Source organism: Alkalimonas sp. NCh-2, from assembly GCF_039631345.1.
Classification (GTDB): Bacteria; Pseudomonadota; Gammaproteobacteria; order Enterobacterales; family Alteromonadaceae; genus Alkalimonas; species Alkalimonas mucilaginosa.
In genome coordinates this window covers 304,962-320,780 of sequence record NZ_JBDIUV010000002.1, presented here as the reverse complement: position 1 = coordinate 320,780, position 15,819 = coordinate 304,962, and the positions used below count along the sequence as shown (strand labels likewise).

The window sequence follows — 15,819 nt, the reverse complement described above, 5'->3', positions numbered from 1 at the left end:
TTGGACAGCTTGTACCCTAACGTGCGTCATATCGTCGCCTTAATAAATCCGCTTCTTTGCAAAGCTGCCCTACCATTATACATCCTGGGCATGATCCAGGTATGTTTCTACCAAAGCCGCAAACTGTTCACCAACTTGTCGGCGTGTGTACCTGAATCTATCTACCGCCACAACCTGATGCTGACTCGCCTGCGCAATCCCTTGCCGGATGGATTCTTCATTGCCGTATTCCGCAAACACGACATTCGGTTCATGCTTTAAAAGCTGGTGGGTTGCACTGCCCTGATTGGTGATTAAAAGTATTGTTTTTTGCAGCGCAAGATACTCAAATACCTTACCTGGCACCTGGTTTTCAAACAAGTCTCCCTGGATTACCACCAGCACAGTAGTTTTAGCAGCATAACTAAGTGCATCAGCTGCAGGCATGTATGGGGTAAACCCAACAAAGTCAGTATTCGGCAGTGTTGCCAACAACTCTTTGGTAGATTGATACGGCGGGTCGCCTATAAAGTGCAGCTTAATGCCAGGCTGCATCTTGCTTACAACCCGAATAAGCGCATTGATATCCCGTCCAACTTCATAAACCGAGCCAGTATGCAGCAGTTCAATGTTGCCATCGACTGGCAATGAGGTCTGAATACTGGCTGCGATGTCATCACAACCATTGCTGATGACCTGCACAGAATCAGGCAAGATGCCAAGCTTTTCACAAATCAAGGTCTTACTTCGCTCTGTGGTAGTGATGGTCTTCACACTGTACTTTGCAAAATCAAAGAACTCTGGCTGAATTCTGTGTTTGCTACTGTACATCCACCAGGGCGGATCCCGGTAGTCGGCAATCCACGGTAAACCAAACTGTTTTGCAATGCTGTATGCTACGGCATGATTGGAAAAAAATGGATAGCTGGATATCACCAAATCAAAAGACGCTTTCCGGTGCAAGTTATTGGCTTTTTTTACGGCAAGGTGACGCCAGAGGAAAAACCGGTCTGCCGGATTAAAAGACTTAATCAGCGTTCGAATTCTGCGGATCCAGTGTCTGAGCTCGGGCGTCCATACTTGAATGACAGCAACCTTTGCATGCGGTGCAGGGTAGGAAGGATCAATAAACGAATAGCTGTTTGCCGAAGCACACAAAACTACGACCTGATGCCCTGCCTGAGCAAGCGCATTGGCAGCAGTATAGGTTCGGCCGACGCCGCCGCCGCCGCCGGGAGGAAACTCAGCAGTAATAAATAAAATCCGTTTTGGATGCATAAGACTCACCTGATAATGCTTTGCTTAACGTTTTTCAGTTGCCGCACGAGTGACCATGCTTCTGAAAATAAGCTACCTGCCGGCGCGACAACATGTTGCAGCAACAGGATCGCCAGATAAATAAAAGCCCCTATCATGACTTTCAGCAATAGCAACAACCATAATGGCTCTACAAAAGCAGCCGTATAATCCCCCAGAACCCTTACCCCAAAGAACATCAGAATCGCTGCGCCTAAAGGCAGGGCATACACACGCAAAACGGAAGTTAACTTAAACTGCAGCAAGTGTGCCAGGAAGCTATAGGACACCACAGAGTAAACAATCGCATTGGCTATCATGACATAGGCGATCCCTTGAAGGCCAGCAAACTGAAATGCCAGGTACAAACAGGGAATATAACCAAGCGTTAAAACGAACATGATAAAAAAGCACAGTCTTGGCCTGCCTAACGCAACAAAAATACTTTCTACATTCTGGCTGCCGGCCCTGACAAAGCCATAAATAGCCAATAAACCCAGCAATGGCGCAGCAGACATCCACTGACTGCCAAGCAAAACGGCTACCAACTGTTCTGAAACAGCCGCCAGGCCAAAAGAAACCGGAGCAACCACCAGCACAATCAAACGAGACATTCGAAGAAAAAAACGGCTTAACTCGGCCGGCTTTTCGTTCAATTTCACATAACCAGGGTAAGCGGCCCGCGAAAGAGGATAAAGCAGCTCGGTCGTTGGCAAGTTGGACACCTCATAGCTTATCGAATAAAAACCAAGCTGTTCAGGCGTTGATAAACGGCCAATCATTAAAGCGGGTGCATTGGTATTAAAATACACGGTCACATTTCTAAGGAGCAACCACTTTGAAAATGAAAACAACTCTCGGGCTTCACGAAGACAAAACCATGGCCGATACGGATGCATCCAGAAACTAAGCACCAGCTTTGCCAGCACATTACTGTATATGCCAAGCAAAAGGGCCCAGTAACTTTGCATCCATAATGCTAAGCTCACAGTGACTACAAATGATACCGCTTTCGCATAAGCATCGAGTTTAAACTCACTTTTCAGGTCCAGCTCTTTTCGATACAGCACAAAGCCAATGTTCTTTGCACTTTTTAATAAGGGCAATAAAGCAATTGCTTGCACTACCTGTACAAGCCGGGGGTCGGCAAAGTAAAGAGCAATCGCATGACTACCAAAGAACAGCAACAAGGTTAAAACGAGACCTGACAGCAACTTACAAGTCCAGGCACTGTTTAAGGTGGTACTTGTCACCTCTTTTTTCTGAATAATGTTGATATCAAAGCTAAAGTTAAAAAGGATTTCCAATAAGCCAACCATGATCATGGTTGCAGCAATCACACCAAAGTCATCAGGTGCCAGGATCCGGGCGAGGATAAGAATACTGATAAAACCAAGACTTTTAACAATGAAACGACCCGCTATCGACCAGATCGTTCCTACTGCCACTTTGCGACCTAACTGATGCTCTCCAGAACTCAAAATTTGTGCTCCGATCCTGTGAAGGCAGCAATTCTGTATAGGGATAAGGCTTCAGAGCAGAGAATCACAGTAATTTCCTCCATGAAATAAGCTTGTGACGAAATAATGGCAATAGTAAGCTGTGTCCAAAGCTAGGAGCAACAATTGTGAGCAGGTTATCCTAAAGCTTTGTGGTAACTATGATGCCATGAGCCCTCAAATTGAACAACTCTCTTTCGCACAATGAGCCGCTAAATGACGCAATTGATATGCCAGATTGTCCACTCACGTACTGAATTTACTTCGGTCATGCAGCAGTTGGAGCTTTTTCTTGGAAGTCAGCCAGAGTACCCGCTGTGTTGCTCTTTGGATTGGCTGGATGCATGGCTGCAGCATTACTCCATGGGTGAAGATACATTGTGGATGCAGTTGCATTACGCGAGCGACCAACTGGTTGCCTTCTACCCATTGTATTTAAAAAAAACACCACTTGGGACTGAGCTCAGATTTGTAGGAACCGGAGAACCTGAAATCGCTGAGGTCTGTAGTGAGTTCCAGGACTTTGTAATTACCAAAGGTTTTGAGCAATCCAGTTTGACGCTATTCTCTGCCAGCCTGAAACCTATAACATCCATTAAAAGAATCATCTTTGACAATGTACTGGCAAATTCGATTAGTCTTCACTGGTTGCAACAGCACCCTCCTAAGAACTGGCACTACCATCAACAGTATCACGGTGAGCGTTTTGTATTACCCATTCTGGCGGAGCAGCACCAGCAAATTGACGCACTGCGGCAAAGTACACTACGCCGCTACGCCAGACGTTTTTTTGAGCAAACCGCCATTGAAATGGATGTCTGTACTGAACATAAGGATATCATGCTTTTCTTTGCCGACTTGACCCGGCTGCATCAACAGCAATGGCAACGTAGAGGAAAGCCGGGCGCATTCAGTACGGATGTGTTTCAGCAGTTTCATCAGGTTCTGGCTGCACAACTTCTGGAGCGTGAACAGCTGCTGTTATTTCGTATTCATCTACACGGCAAGTGCATCGCAGCCTATTATGGTTTTTACCATCAGGAATGCCTTTACTACTACCAGAGCGGTATTGAGCCGACGCCAGGCCTCCAGAACATTGGTGTTGGCATGCACCTGTTGGCCATGTCCCATGCTCGCAATAAAGGATGTAGCCATTACGATCTGATGCGGGGTAATCCTACCGGCTACAAAAAAAACTACAGCAATCAGACGCAGCAAGTTTATACCGCAGAGGCAACAACAGCCATACTGAGCACACTTCGCACCTGGAAGAAGCAGTTAAAACAGATTTGCCACAAGATACTGCCTTGATATAATGCAGCAACCGTGCAGATATGAAATCTGGAAGTGCTCGGAAGCATGCGTGCAGCGTCCGACACCCCTTAAAAGGAATTTATGAAGACTCGTTTGCAACAGCTACTGAATAGCTGGAAACTGTTTAAAGCCATGCCGGTGGTCACCATTTCACTGCAACTGGCTGCAACAGATAACACCCATGCCTTTTACCGGACTATTACCGAGCAGTTTTTTAAAGATGCCAATCGTCGGCATCGAAAGTTTCCTTTATTTAAAAGCATGGTACATGGTGTCGCCATGTGCGATATCTCGAAAGGGTTTGAGCATTACCTGAGCAGTATCGAGAGCTCAGCCAGGCGCAACTATAAAAAAGCCTTGCGCAACGGCTTCACCTCCCGCCCTATTGATTACAACCAGCATCTGGATGAAATCTGGGCTATCCGACGCTCGACCCCGGTGCGCCAAGGCGAGTTACCAGACTCTTTCTTGAACACGCCCCCAAAGAAGCGTACCGACCCAGCCAGCACCAGCCCCACCCACGATTATCGTTACTTTGGGGTGTTCGACAAAGAGGGTAAGTTAGTTGCCTATGCGGGTTGTTTCATTGCCGGTGAGCTAATGATGATTGAACACATCTATGGTCACCACGAATTCCAGCCTTATGGTGTTGTGCCAATGTTGCTCATCGCCATGGCGCGTCATGCAGAAGAGGAGCACCCCTCCGTGCGCTATTACGCCTACGGCACTTTTTTTGGTGCCAGCCAGAGCATGCAGCGATTCAAAAAGAAGTTTTGTTTCTACCCGCATAAAGTCAGCTGGCAACTGTAAAATTTCAGCGCGTGAAATAACCGATAGCCTCAGGAAAGCCAGACTTTCGAATGACCTGCTGCATGGGGTGATTGAGCTCGGAGGTATCAATATAAACGGCTTGGCATTGGCGCTCAGTGAACAGCCAATGCACGGCTGCTTTCAACGTTTTGGTTGCAAGTCCTTTGCCTTGAAAAGAGGCCAGAGTATTGACAGGGCCAATGACGGCATCGGTGTTATCTACCTGATATAATTTACAATAACCAAAGGTAATGATGCCGTAACTTTGGATCTGGCCGGCCTGCTGGTAAAAATAAATCGCTTTGTCACCGCGAAGCAACTTAATAGCAAACTTACAGAACTCTTTCGTACCTAGTACCCGTAGCAACGACGGGCACCATCGTACAAGCTGGCCAAACGAAGTCAGAACCAGCACAGGCTCAACTTCAGCCGCTGACCACGCCTGTTGACGCACACAGTAAATAAACTGCTTCATGGCAAAGCTATAACTGCGACTGCAAGCTAAACTCCTGCAGGATTTTTGGCATGGTCAGTTCCAACGGAATTGGTTCCGCGACTTTCTGATGACTTCGCCCCTGTTGCGATACCCAAAACACACCATGCGGATGGTGCATGCCACTCTTTAGGCTATCCGCCAGGTAGAATACCTGATGAAAGGACTGACTACGCCCATCCTGCTCAAAGGTAGCTTGCTCAGGTACCAGGGTAGAAATACGACAACCACCAAACACATCATGGCCTTCAAGCCGTAATGAAAACAAAGGTCCACCATTGAACGTCATGGCTTGCAAGCGCTCAAAGTTTGCTTTCGCTGAAGCGGCATCATCACACAGCAAATGAAATTGATGCGACATCACAGGGCTTACTTTTTGCACACCGCTTAGGCCAAACACTGCTGGGATTTTCTGCATATCGTGTGGCCGGTAGAAACGCTTGCCACCCTCTTCATCTTTCAAGGTGTAGGGTTGCTGGCTCAGAGCTGAAGATAAAATCACCACGGTATCTTTATCCGCCAGCTTGAGTACCTCACCTATCAGCGCATCGTGATTTTTGTAAGCATAAAGCACTGCTCCACCGTATTTTTTTATCTCGGTGTCAGAGGGCTTTAGTGGAAACTTTTCTGGCTCCATGTAACGCCAAAACTTGTGCTGAAAATGCGCCGTACTGTTGGAAAAGAAGGTAGCAAAGTGTGGCTTTTGCCGCTGATACACGTGTTTAAACACATCGAACTGCAACCAGTCGAGCACCGTGGCTTTTTTCCAGCGGTCTTCGGCTTTGGTCAGTTGCTTCCACAGCATGCCTGCTAACTTTTTGCTGGTTGTTAAGCTCAGACCATGGCGCAGCATAAACCACAGAAAACGCACATAATCACCGGCAGATAACTTAAAGTTGGTATTGCTGTGCTCCTGCACATTGGCACGAACAAATTGATAAAATGGCTGCAGGCTGTGCGGCGATGCCATCACATCGATGCTCCATGGGTCAGGCAGCGCTGTGATCTTAGTATCACTGGCATCCCATTTGGTATTCATGCTACCACACAGCCAACTGGTTTTATTGTGCTTGGCCAACACATCCCAAATAGAGTCATGCTGTAGATTTTGTGCTTGCCCTAAGCGAAACACCTGATGCTTTTCATATGGCAAGCCAGTATGCAGTGTTACCCATTGGATCCATGGCTCTAAATATTCCACATCGCATTTGGCGTCGGTCACATAGACATCGGCACTTTGGTGCAGCTTAGAAAAGTTCGGTAACTCACCGGCTTGCATAAAGCGGTCAAGTAATTGAGGGCAAAGTTCATTGAATTCAAGCAGAATCACGCGCTTACTATCATCCATAATAGAGTCCTACTGATTTTTGTCATTTAGGGTGCACTTCATGGTTTATTTTACACCAATCAGCCCTGGATGCACCAAATACTGGCGCATTAAATAAGGAATCTTTGAGCTGGCGCAAAAGATACGTGGATTGATCAACAGACGACAGACACCAGCATTTAAGCTAGACTAGCTCTTTGACTATCCGGTTTCCAGAAGAGGCTGCTATGACCAGATATTTTTTACTGTCAATGCTTATTCTGACAATGATGCAACTTGCAAGCTGTACTGATGAGTCTGCACTTGCCGCTTCTACAAACACGGAGGTACCACCGTCAACAGGTGCCGAAGGTAATAACGGGAATAGTGAAACATCACCGGATTTTAGGGCAGATGCAGCAACTACTTTGTTCTTATTACCAAACCGAATCGACAGAATCAGAACTCTGATAACCAACGATGACAGTGCCTTAAGTGCAATGCAGCACTGGTTGGATACCTATCTGGGAAGAACGCCCTACAACAGCGGAGAATATGCCAAAGCCTATGCTCTTGGCTATCATCTGACCGGCAATGAAGCCTATCTTGAGCAAGCCAAAACCTTGCTATGGCAACGTTATTATGCGGATCCTGAAGTCGGCTGGGCTGAATACAAAAACCGCAATAGATTTCGTACCGATGGAAACAGAGCTGCTATCGGCTACGCCTGGCTTCGCTTTGCATTCTCAAACGAAGAACAAGCCATTGCAGAAGCACATATCGCAACATGGGTACAGCATTGGTTAGATTACACCCATCATAACAATGATTTTGTAGGATTGCGCATCACAGATACCGACGAAATTACCTCAATTGCAGGTAACCTCACTATGTTTGGCTACTTATTGCAACAAAGCCCTGCTCATGCTGAGCTGGGAGAGCTAAGCCTGGCTGTCGCTGATACCATGTTTGACCGCTTCATCGTCGATTATTACATGAATGATATTATGCAAGGTGGAGCCTGGGCTGAGGGGTCTGCCTATAGCCAGGGCACGCAAATCCACTGGATGCGTGCTGCTTTAATCAATAAAGATCTGCGCGGAAAAGAGCTTCCTTTGCATTATATTGAAAAAACAGCAGAAGCTTTACTGCACTTTAATTTAGCCGGCTTTACCGGTGTCTATCAGTATGGCTCGGTAGAACAGGGGCAAGACTATCAACCTGTCTTGCGGGATAAACGCTATCAGTTTTCCATGTATCTGTTAGAGCTCCTGCAGGAATCACCACTGCAAGCCACATTCCAAGACTGGCTTGAGCATCTCATAGAGCTGCAAGGCCATAAAATCACATCGTTGTACCCAGGTATAGAGCGAACTTTATTTTATCAGCCCCCGGGCTCAGGAGCCGTCCAATTAATACCAAGCATGCATCTGTCCAAAGGGGTGGGTTTAATTAGTGCCAGAACAGGCTGGGACTCTGATGCAACCAATCTATTCTTTATCAACCGAAGACACCGTGTCGATCACGAACATTCAGATGCACTTAATTTTGACCTGGCACACAGAGGTACTTGGATCACCAAGCAGGTCACAGCCTATAGTGCCGCTGGGGCTATTGGTAATGCCCATAACACCCTTTTGATTGAGAATGCCAGCCCTGTGGGCTCATCCAACCCGACCATGAGAGCTTTAGCCGATCCTTTTTATCGCAGTTTGCATCAGGATCAGAAGACGATTTTGATCTCGGCCGAAGCAGCCGGTGCTTACAATATGAGAGGCTACTTTGGCACTGTCTATGCGAAGTCCGTCAACCGACAACTGGCTTTGATTGGCGAACAGACCCTGGCGATCTTTGATACCGTGCATACATTGCCGGAACAAACTCGTGACCTGATACGTTACAAACCTGAGTTAGGGTTGCAAGAAGGCGATGAGTATATCCGGCAAGTAACAGTCAATCAGCTATTTCAGGGCCAACCGCTGCCAGAAACATCCCGGCTACAGAGCTTTCGTATCCAGACTAATGAGATGATCGGCTATTATCAGGTTGCCTGGCCAGAACAGGCTAGTATCCAAGTCATCGATGGTGAAGCATACTGGGCCAATGAGCCACAACACTCGGTACCAGATAATCAACGTAAGTGGCGTTTGAAAATAAGTCCATCACAACCTCAGGTCCATACGGAAGTTCTAACCTTCTTTGAATTCGAGGGAGGAGCCGGCAAAGCACCATCAATATACAGCAATGCCGCTAGCACTGAACACCTGTTGTTTGACACGGCGTTCCAACCACAAGAAAAATTCTTGCTCACCAGTGAAAATGGTACCCTTAATTCCGATCATTGGTTTGGAGCCGGTTTTGTGAACGAAGGCACGTTAATCTTGTTCAGCCGCCATCCCGACCAGCCTAAAGAAAGCTTTCTTCAACTAAGTCTTCCTGACGGTGTTTCGATCGAGTCGCTGTATATTCTTGGTTGGCAACCGGAGGCCATGATTCAGTTTGATGTCACTCAACAAGGGCGCATCATCGAAATCACACCTACAAACAGTCCAGCCAGCAACACCTATCAGGCCACAACAGATGGCTTACTCAGAATAGAGCTATAGGATGAACGGGCGGCTGCCCCTTTCCTAAGAAAAGCCAGCGGAAAGTAAGCAGCCGTCGCAGTATCAATAAACGGAATGAGTTAACGACTTAGTTGCAGGTACCAGCTCATCGCTTGCGCCAGCCCTTGCTGAACTTTGTACTCCGGCTGATAACCCAGCATTGTTTGTGCTTTGCTAATATCAGCCTGGGAGTGGCGCACATCACCAGCCCTGAAATCCCGGTACACCGGTGCTTTGCTATAGCCCACCCCATGTTGCTGTAAACTTTGCTGAATCGCGCTAAACAACTGATTCAAACTGGTGCGATCACCAACAGCCACATTAAATACTTCACTGCGCTCTAGCTGGGTCACTGCCGCCAGAATGTTGGCCTGCACCGCATTGGCAATAAAACAAAAATCGCGGCTGGTTTCACCATCGCCATTAATCGCCACATCATCGCCGGCAATCATAGCAGCAGTCCACTTCGGGATAACAGCCGCATAGGCACCGTTTGGATCCTGACGCGGGCCAAACACATTGAAATAACGCAGACCAGTGCAATGAAATTGATAAGTGCGGGAAAATACATCCGCATAGAGCTCATTGACAAATTTGGTCACGGCATAAGGAGACAATGGCTTGCCAATGGTATCTTCTACTTTGGGCAACGCCGGGTGATCGCCATAGGTCGAGCTGGAAGCAGCATAGACAAAGCTCTGCACCTTCGCATCGCGGGAGGCAATCAGCATGTTTAAAAAGCCGGTAATATTGGCAGCGTTGGTACGGGCCGGATCTTCAATCGAGCGCGGCACCGAGCCGAGCGCCGCCTGATGCAGCACATAATCCACTCCTTCACAGGCTTGCTGGCAATGATCTGGCTGGCAGATATCACCTTCGATAAATCGAAAACGCTGCCATTGCTCTGGTGTTACCAGCGCCTTAACCTGATCCAGATTGCGCTGATAGCCAGTCGCGAAGTTATCCAGGCCAACCACGTACTGATCATGCCGCAGCAACACCTCCAACAAATTGGAGCCAATAAAGCCGGCACAGCCTGTGATCAGCCATCGTTTCGGTGCTTGTTGTAAAGATTCCAGCGTTTCCAGATACACACTCATGGTTCTCATCCTTGGGTTAAAAGCGCAGTTCTACCTTGGCAGGGTCCAGCACGTATTTCAGGTCGTACAACACATGGTTATCTTTAGCAAAGCTCAGGATCTGCTCGGTTCCCATGTCTTTAAATGCCTGGTGGGCAACAGCCAGGATCACTGCATCATAGGCTGAATGCTGTGGTGTAGCACAAAGTTCAATGCCGTATTCATGCCGTGCATCCTCGGCGGACACCCAGGGATCGTACACATCAGCCTGCATACCATAATCCTGCAGTTCGTGCACCACATCGATGACTTTGGTATTGCGAATATCCGGGCAGTTTTCTTTAAAGGTTAACCCTAACACCAATACCCGGGCACCCTGTACCTGAATGCGCTTTTTCAGCATGGTTTTGACCAGTGAGGATACCACAAACTTAGGCATGCCATCGTTAATGCGCCGGCCGGCCAGGATCACTTCCGGATGATAGCCAATCGATTGTGCTTTGTGCGTCAGGTAATATGGATCCACACCGATACAATGGCCACCAACTAATCCCGGACGAAATGGCAGGAAATTCCATTTGGTCCCGGCAGCCAGCAAGACTTCCTCGGTATCAATATTCAACTTACTAAAAATGACTGCCAGCTCATTCACCAGCGCAATATTTAGATCGCGCTGCGTGTTCTCGATCACTTTTGCCGCCTCGGCGACTTTGATGCTGCTGGCCTTGTAGGTGCCGGCTGTAATGATGCTGGCGTAGACCTGGTCAATAAAATCAGCTACCTCTGGGGTAGAGCCAGAAGTTACTTTTTTGATGCTGGTTACCCGGTGCTCTTTATCACCTGGATTAATCCGCTCCGGGCTGTAGCCGGCAAAGAAATCCTGATTAAAACGCAACCCTGAAATACGCTCAATCACCGGCAGGCAGTCTTCTTCCGTTGCGCCGGGATAAACGGTCGACTCATACACCACGATATCGCCGGCTTTGATGACCTTACCCAGGGTTTCAGAAGCTTTAATCAATGGCGTTAAATCAGGCTGGCGGTGCCGATCAATCGGGGTAGGAACCGTGACAATAAAGAAGTTGGCTTGTGCCAGTGCAGCAGGATCGCTGGAAAAACTCAAATACTGAGCTTCGGCCAGTTCCGCTGTATCTACCTCCAGCGTATGATCAATCCCCTGCTGTAAGGCTTCAATCCGTTTCGGCTGAATATCAAAACCCAGGGTGCTAAATTTTTTACCAAACTCGACTGCCAGAGGCAAGCCAACATAGCCCAGACCAATAACGGCAATTTTCAGGTTTGCAAGTGAGAATCCGTGGTTCATAGTTCATCCTGATGTGGCAAAAATTACTAACCTGGCTGTACATTGCCGGCTTGATGTTGCTGCACGATAGCTTCAACAATCCGTTGGCAAGCTTGGCCATCACCATAGGGGTTGTGTGCTACACTCATTTGTTGATACCAGCTTGCATCATCCATTAACCGGGAAACTTCCCGAATGATGGTTTCTGTATCCGTCCCGACCAATACCACAGTTCCCGCTGTCACAGCCTCCGGTCGCTCCGTAGTATCACGCATCACCAGTACCGGCTTACCCAGCGATGGGGCTTCTTCCTGGATCCCACCTGAGTCGGTTAATACCAAATACGACTGGCGCATTAAATAAACAAATGGCAGGTAATCCTGCGGCTCTATCAAATGCACATTGCTTTGTTCGCCGAGTAAACGAAACACTGGCTCACGCACGTTCGGGTTTAAATGGACCGGGTAGACAAAATCACACTCTGGATAACGGCTTGCCAGCACTTTAAGCGCAGCACAGATATTTTCAAAACCAGAGCCAAAGCTCTCGCGGCGATGGCCAGTAATAAGCACCATCCGCTTTTGCGCTCCCCCCCATGGCAGTTGTTTAGCCAGTTCGGCAAAGTCTTCTGGGGTCTCATCAAACTTTGCCACCACGGATAACAGTGCATCTATCACTGTATTCCCGGTGACCCAAATGGTACCGTCGTCTTTGCCTTCGGCTAACAAATTCTGACGGGCAGTTTCTGTGGGGGCAAAATGCAGCTTAGTAATAACCCCGGTTAACTGACGGTTGGCTTCCTCCGGCCAGGGACTGTAAAGATTACCGGTACGAAGGCCAGCTTCCACATGACCGACCGCTATCTTTTCGTAATAACAGGCCAATGCTGTGGCAAAGGTGGTACTGGTATCGCCATGCACCAAAACCAAGTCTGGCTTGAACTCGCGCAACACAGCTTTAATGCGCTCAAGAATATGCATGGTGACATCAAACAAATCCTGCCCGGGTTTCATGATATTGAGATCATAATGAGGCTCTATTTCAAACAGAGCCAGAACCTGGTCCAGCATTTCGCGGTGCTGCCCCGTCACGCATACTCTGTTATCAATATGAGCAGCAGCATTGAGCGCATTGACCAAAGGTGCCATTTTAATGGCTTCCGGGCGGGTTCCAAACACAGTTAAAGTTTTCAACATCAATTCAGCTTCCTTGTTGGCGACTTGCAATCAGCCAGTCACAGATGTTAAAGGCTATCCAATTGATACAGCGGTAAGCTGTGCAAGGCATCTGTAATAGCTGTAACCAATTGATTGTATGCTTCTGACTCGATTGTATCAAAGTCTTCTCTAAAAGTATCGTAAGCAATCCCCTCAGGAAAGGCTCTGAAATCGGGCAATACATCAGCGTCGGTCAGATGTGTCGCCACAATAAAGCGCTGCAAGGCTGCTGCACTTTGCTCCGAACCAAGCGCAATTTCTGCAAAACGCACCCCTGCAATATCTGCCAGAAGATCAACAAAACTAAAGCCGCTACCGCCAGGGTTTGCATCCAGTAACTCTTTCATTTCTCCGGCTAAATACCCAATATCCTTGTTGGTAAGGGTTTTTATCGCGGCAGAATACACAAAGTGCTGCTGTAGATCGAGTCGACCAGCTAAAGTGACTCGTGGTGGTGCCGTTGCATAGCGATTGTTGCTTCGTATATCCCCTAATAAAAGCTCAAACTTGGATGTCCCAAAAAACACAGCCAGTGCCAGCAGTGCGGCCTGATTCTCGGCTACTGCCGAGCCTTGCTGGGCGCGCCTGGCGGCTTCGATAAACAGCACATTTAAATAATCAGACAAGTTTGCGCTCTCTGCATGGTGTCTCGCCAGGAGCTGATAATAATGTTGGATATGTTTAGGATCACCATAAGGTTGCCACTGCTCACGCAGCCTGGCAACTTGTCCAAGCTGCAATTGCTCTGGTAACTGGTAGCGGACCATCAAAACATCTTGCTCAAAGGATACTTCCTGAATGGCTGCAAGCAGCTGGGTTGCGCCAACTGGCTGCAGGTAATAATTACCAACCCACTCAACCAGACGCAATGTCAAAGCCCCCGAAAGCCGTAACTGCCCTATCCGCACCTCATGCACTGCAAGTCCTTGCTTTGATGGTAGCAACAACGCAGACACATTCAAAAACAGCCTGTCTTGCATCACTGGCATGCTGACAGCAGCCAACAATTGCTGGTTGCCGATATTCACCCGTCCATGAACTGCAGGGTAAAGTCGCCTGGCAATGGCAATTAAAGCATTGGCTTCATCCGAGGTGATTGTTAGCTCCGTCTTGCCATAAGCTTGACGTAAACGCAGTGCGAGTTGCTCCGCACTATGCGCAGTTTCCGGTGTAACACTATAACTACTAACGACCAAAGGCCTGGTTTGCAAAGCAAGTACCAACAGCGCCAACAGAGCAATCAATACAGCAAGAAAAAACCAGCCACAGATTTTGAGTAACTTATTCAAACATATGCTCCAGGCTCTAAATACATCTATTTGTTTGTCATTAATATACTTTCATGCCCGTTGCGACTACAAAGCACAGTGAATGTCTGAACGCTTTAACAGGGTTATCATTGACCTTTGACAAGCGATAGTTTAGCCTAATCCAACGCTGTTATTAAAGGATTAATACCGTGGTTCAAAAGGAGACTTCCAACAGTGCACCTCAGGCATTTGCTGTTCTCATCCCTGCTATCTGCATTTTCCTGCTTTTTTTCCTGGTAAACCCAACAATTCTGGCAGATTTTCGTACATACAGCTTTGATGATGGCACCTATTCACACGCTTACCTGATTCCGTTCGTGATAGCTTACCTGTACTGGCGGGCCTGGAAACAACAACAACTGGTACTAAGCTGGAACAGTGTTTTTTTTGCGTTGTTTATCAGCAGTCTTTTTGTGTTCTTGTTACTGCAATTAGCACAGCAAAACATTGTAAGCCGGCTGCTACTCCCTCTGGTGCTCATCTTTGCTTTGCTAAGTCTGTACCGACGAAATAGCAGTGTTATCGTACCTGCTGCTTTAGTTTGGTTTATTACGCCAATTTGGGGAGCTATTAACGGTATTTTACAAAAAATATCGGTAGTAGCTGTGACCGAAATTATGCGCTGGACTCATGTGCCAACCTTTGTCGACGGCAACTTCATCCATATTCCTGCTGGCACCTTTGAGATTGCAGATGGGTGCAGTGGCTTGCGCTACTTTATTGTTTCACTGGCACTTAGTGTTATTTTTTCATTTTTAAATTTAAAAAGGGCTCGCAGTATCCTGCTTTTTTTTACCGTAGCAATTCTGGGTTCATTAATCACCAATTGGATTCGCATTGTCTTACTGATACTGATTGGCGATTATACCGAGATGCAGAGCTCACTGATGGAGGATCATAATACCTTTGGCTGGTACCTCTATGTTCCCTTTATAGCATTACTTTTTTATTTTGGCAGTTTTTTGGACCGTGACAAGGCACTGCAGCCATCACCACAAGCTGCGTCAACTCTGACGCTGCAACGAGGTCACTATGTACTGCTATTTACTCCCTTGCTTGTACTTTCAACACTGATGGTGAATTTGGTGACACAATCGTCACCTTTGTATAGCGTAGCAGCTATTGATGTGACTGCAGAGCCACAAAGCCATTCGTTCAAAACCATTAGCCCACAGATTTTTGTAGCCGATCATCACGTTCATAAAGAGCAGCAAGCTGGTTTGCATAAGGTATTTTTCCAACACTACAGTTTTAGTGGCAGCGATGACGCGCGCCGCTCGAATTATTACCTTAACAACATGCTTCCTGCAGGCTGGAGGCAGCAAAAGTTGATGGCAACAGCAGAAGGGGCATGGCTATGGGCCCAAGCTCCATCTGGGCAGACTGGCCTGATCTATTACTGGCACCAAATCGGTAATCAAAGGACTGTTTCAGGATTAAAAATGCGGCTGTACCGGCTACAACAAGCACTCTGGTTGAATCAGCAAACAGAGTTATACTGGTATTTCATTTATTGTGACAATGACCAATGTGTGACAGAGCAACAGATCCTGTCGCAGCTGATTCAGTCATAGATCAAGTACGTATCATCGTTAAGAATAATTTTA

The 15,819-nt window shown here is 47.4% G+C and carries 12 protein-coding genes; 4 read left to right on the top strand and 8 right to left on the bottom strand.

The window, feature by feature from the left end; genetic code table 11:
• Nucleotides 1-75 precede the first annotated feature (75 nt).
• Together ABC502_RS06665 and ABC502_RS06660 are read right to left on the bottom strand one after the other, a co-directional pair.
• A complete protein-coding gene (locus ABC502_RS06665) occupies nt 76-1,257 on the bottom strand; it encodes a glycosyltransferase (RefSeq protein ID WP_345915314.1) in 1,182 nt (393 codons plus the stop codon).
• A 5-nt stretch (nt 1,258-1,262) separates the two neighbouring features.
• Nucleotides 1,263-2,756, bottom strand: a complete 1,494-nt coding sequence (locus ABC502_RS06660) for a lipopolysaccharide biosynthesis protein (RefSeq protein ID WP_345915313.1) — start codon at nt 2,754-2,756, stop codon at nt 1,263-1,265.
• Between the two features lie 234 nt (nt 2,757-2,990).
• Between ABC502_RS06660 and ABC502_RS06655 the strand changes: the two genes are divergently transcribed.
• Nucleotides 2,991-4,085: a GNAT family N-acetyltransferase gene (locus ABC502_RS06655; protein WP_345915312.1), complete on the top strand. Its 1,095-nt coding sequence runs from the start codon at nt 2,991-2,993 to the stop codon at nt 4,083-4,085.
• 84 nt (nt 4,086-4,169) lie between these two features.
• Entirely contained in the window at nt 4,170-4,898 is a 729-nt protein-coding gene (locus tag ABC502_RS06650) for a GNAT family N-acetyltransferase (protein WP_345915311.1), read from the top strand.
• A 4-nt stretch (nt 4,899-4,902) separates the two neighbouring features.
• On the opposite strand, the gene ABC502_RS06645 is transcribed toward ABC502_RS06650, so the two are convergent.
• Together ABC502_RS06645 and ABC502_RS06640 are read right to left on the bottom strand one after the other, a co-directional pair.
• Nucleotides 4,903-5,373: a GNAT family N-acetyltransferase gene (locus tag ABC502_RS06645; protein ID WP_345915310.1), complete on the bottom strand. Its 471-nt coding sequence runs from the start codon at nt 5,371-5,373 to the stop codon at nt 4,903-4,905.
• Nucleotides 5,374-5,380: 7 nt separating this feature from the next.
• Nucleotides 5,381-6,739: an alkaline phosphatase family protein gene (locus ABC502_RS06640; RefSeq protein ID WP_345915309.1), complete on the bottom strand. Its 1,359-nt coding sequence runs from the start codon at nt 6,737-6,739 to the stop codon at nt 5,381-5,383.
• 386 nt (nt 6,740-7,125) lie between these two features.
• Here ABC502_RS06640 and ABC502_RS06635 point away from each other — a divergent pair, with 386 nt between their 5' ends.
• Nucleotides 7,126-9,303 carry a hypothetical protein gene (locus tag ABC502_RS06635; RefSeq protein ID WP_345915308.1) on the top strand — a complete coding sequence of 726 codons (2,178 nt, stop codon included), beginning with the start codon at nt 7,126-7,128 and terminating at the stop codon, nt 9,301-9,303.
• Between the two features lie 80 nt (nt 9,304-9,383).
• On the opposite strand, the gene ABC502_RS06630 is transcribed toward ABC502_RS06635, so the two are convergent.
• Genes ABC502_RS06630 through ABC502_RS06615 form a run of 4 tightly spaced genes read right to left on the bottom strand, consistent with a single transcriptional unit; the run spans nt 9,384 to nt 14,191 of the window.
• Nucleotides 9,384-10,403: an SDR family oxidoreductase gene (locus ABC502_RS06630; protein WP_330086250.1), complete on the bottom strand. Its 1,020-nt coding sequence runs from the start codon at nt 10,401-10,403 to the stop codon at nt 9,384-9,386.
• A gap of 16 nt (nt 10,404-10,419) precedes the next feature.
• Nucleotides 10,420-11,706, bottom strand: a complete 1,287-nt coding sequence (gene tviB, locus ABC502_RS06625; RefSeq protein WP_345915307.1) for a Vi polysaccharide biosynthesis UDP-N-acetylglucosamine C-6 dehydrogenase TviB — start codon at nt 11,704-11,706, stop codon at nt 10,420-10,422.
• Nucleotides 11,707-11,732: 26 nt separating this feature from the next.
• Nucleotides 11,733-12,881, bottom strand: coding sequence for a UDP-N-acetylglucosamine 2-epimerase (non-hydrolyzing) (wecB, locus tag ABC502_RS06620; RefSeq protein WP_345915306.1), 1,149 nt, complete (start codon nt 12,879-12,881; stop codon nt 11,733-11,735).
• 47 nt (nt 12,882-12,928) lie between these two features.
• Nucleotides 12,929-14,191, bottom strand: coding sequence for a hypothetical protein (locus ABC502_RS06615; RefSeq protein WP_345915305.1), 1,263 nt, complete (start codon nt 14,189-14,191; stop codon nt 12,929-12,931).
• A 170-nt stretch (nt 14,192-14,361) separates the two neighbouring features.
• Between ABC502_RS06615 and xrt the strand changes: the two genes are divergently transcribed.
• Nucleotides 14,362-15,786: an exosortase gene (gene xrt / locus ABC502_RS06610; RefSeq protein ID WP_345915304.1), complete on the top strand. Its 1,425-nt coding sequence runs from the start codon at nt 14,362-14,364 to the stop codon at nt 15,784-15,786.
• Nucleotides 15,787-15,819 lie beyond the last annotated feature (33 nt).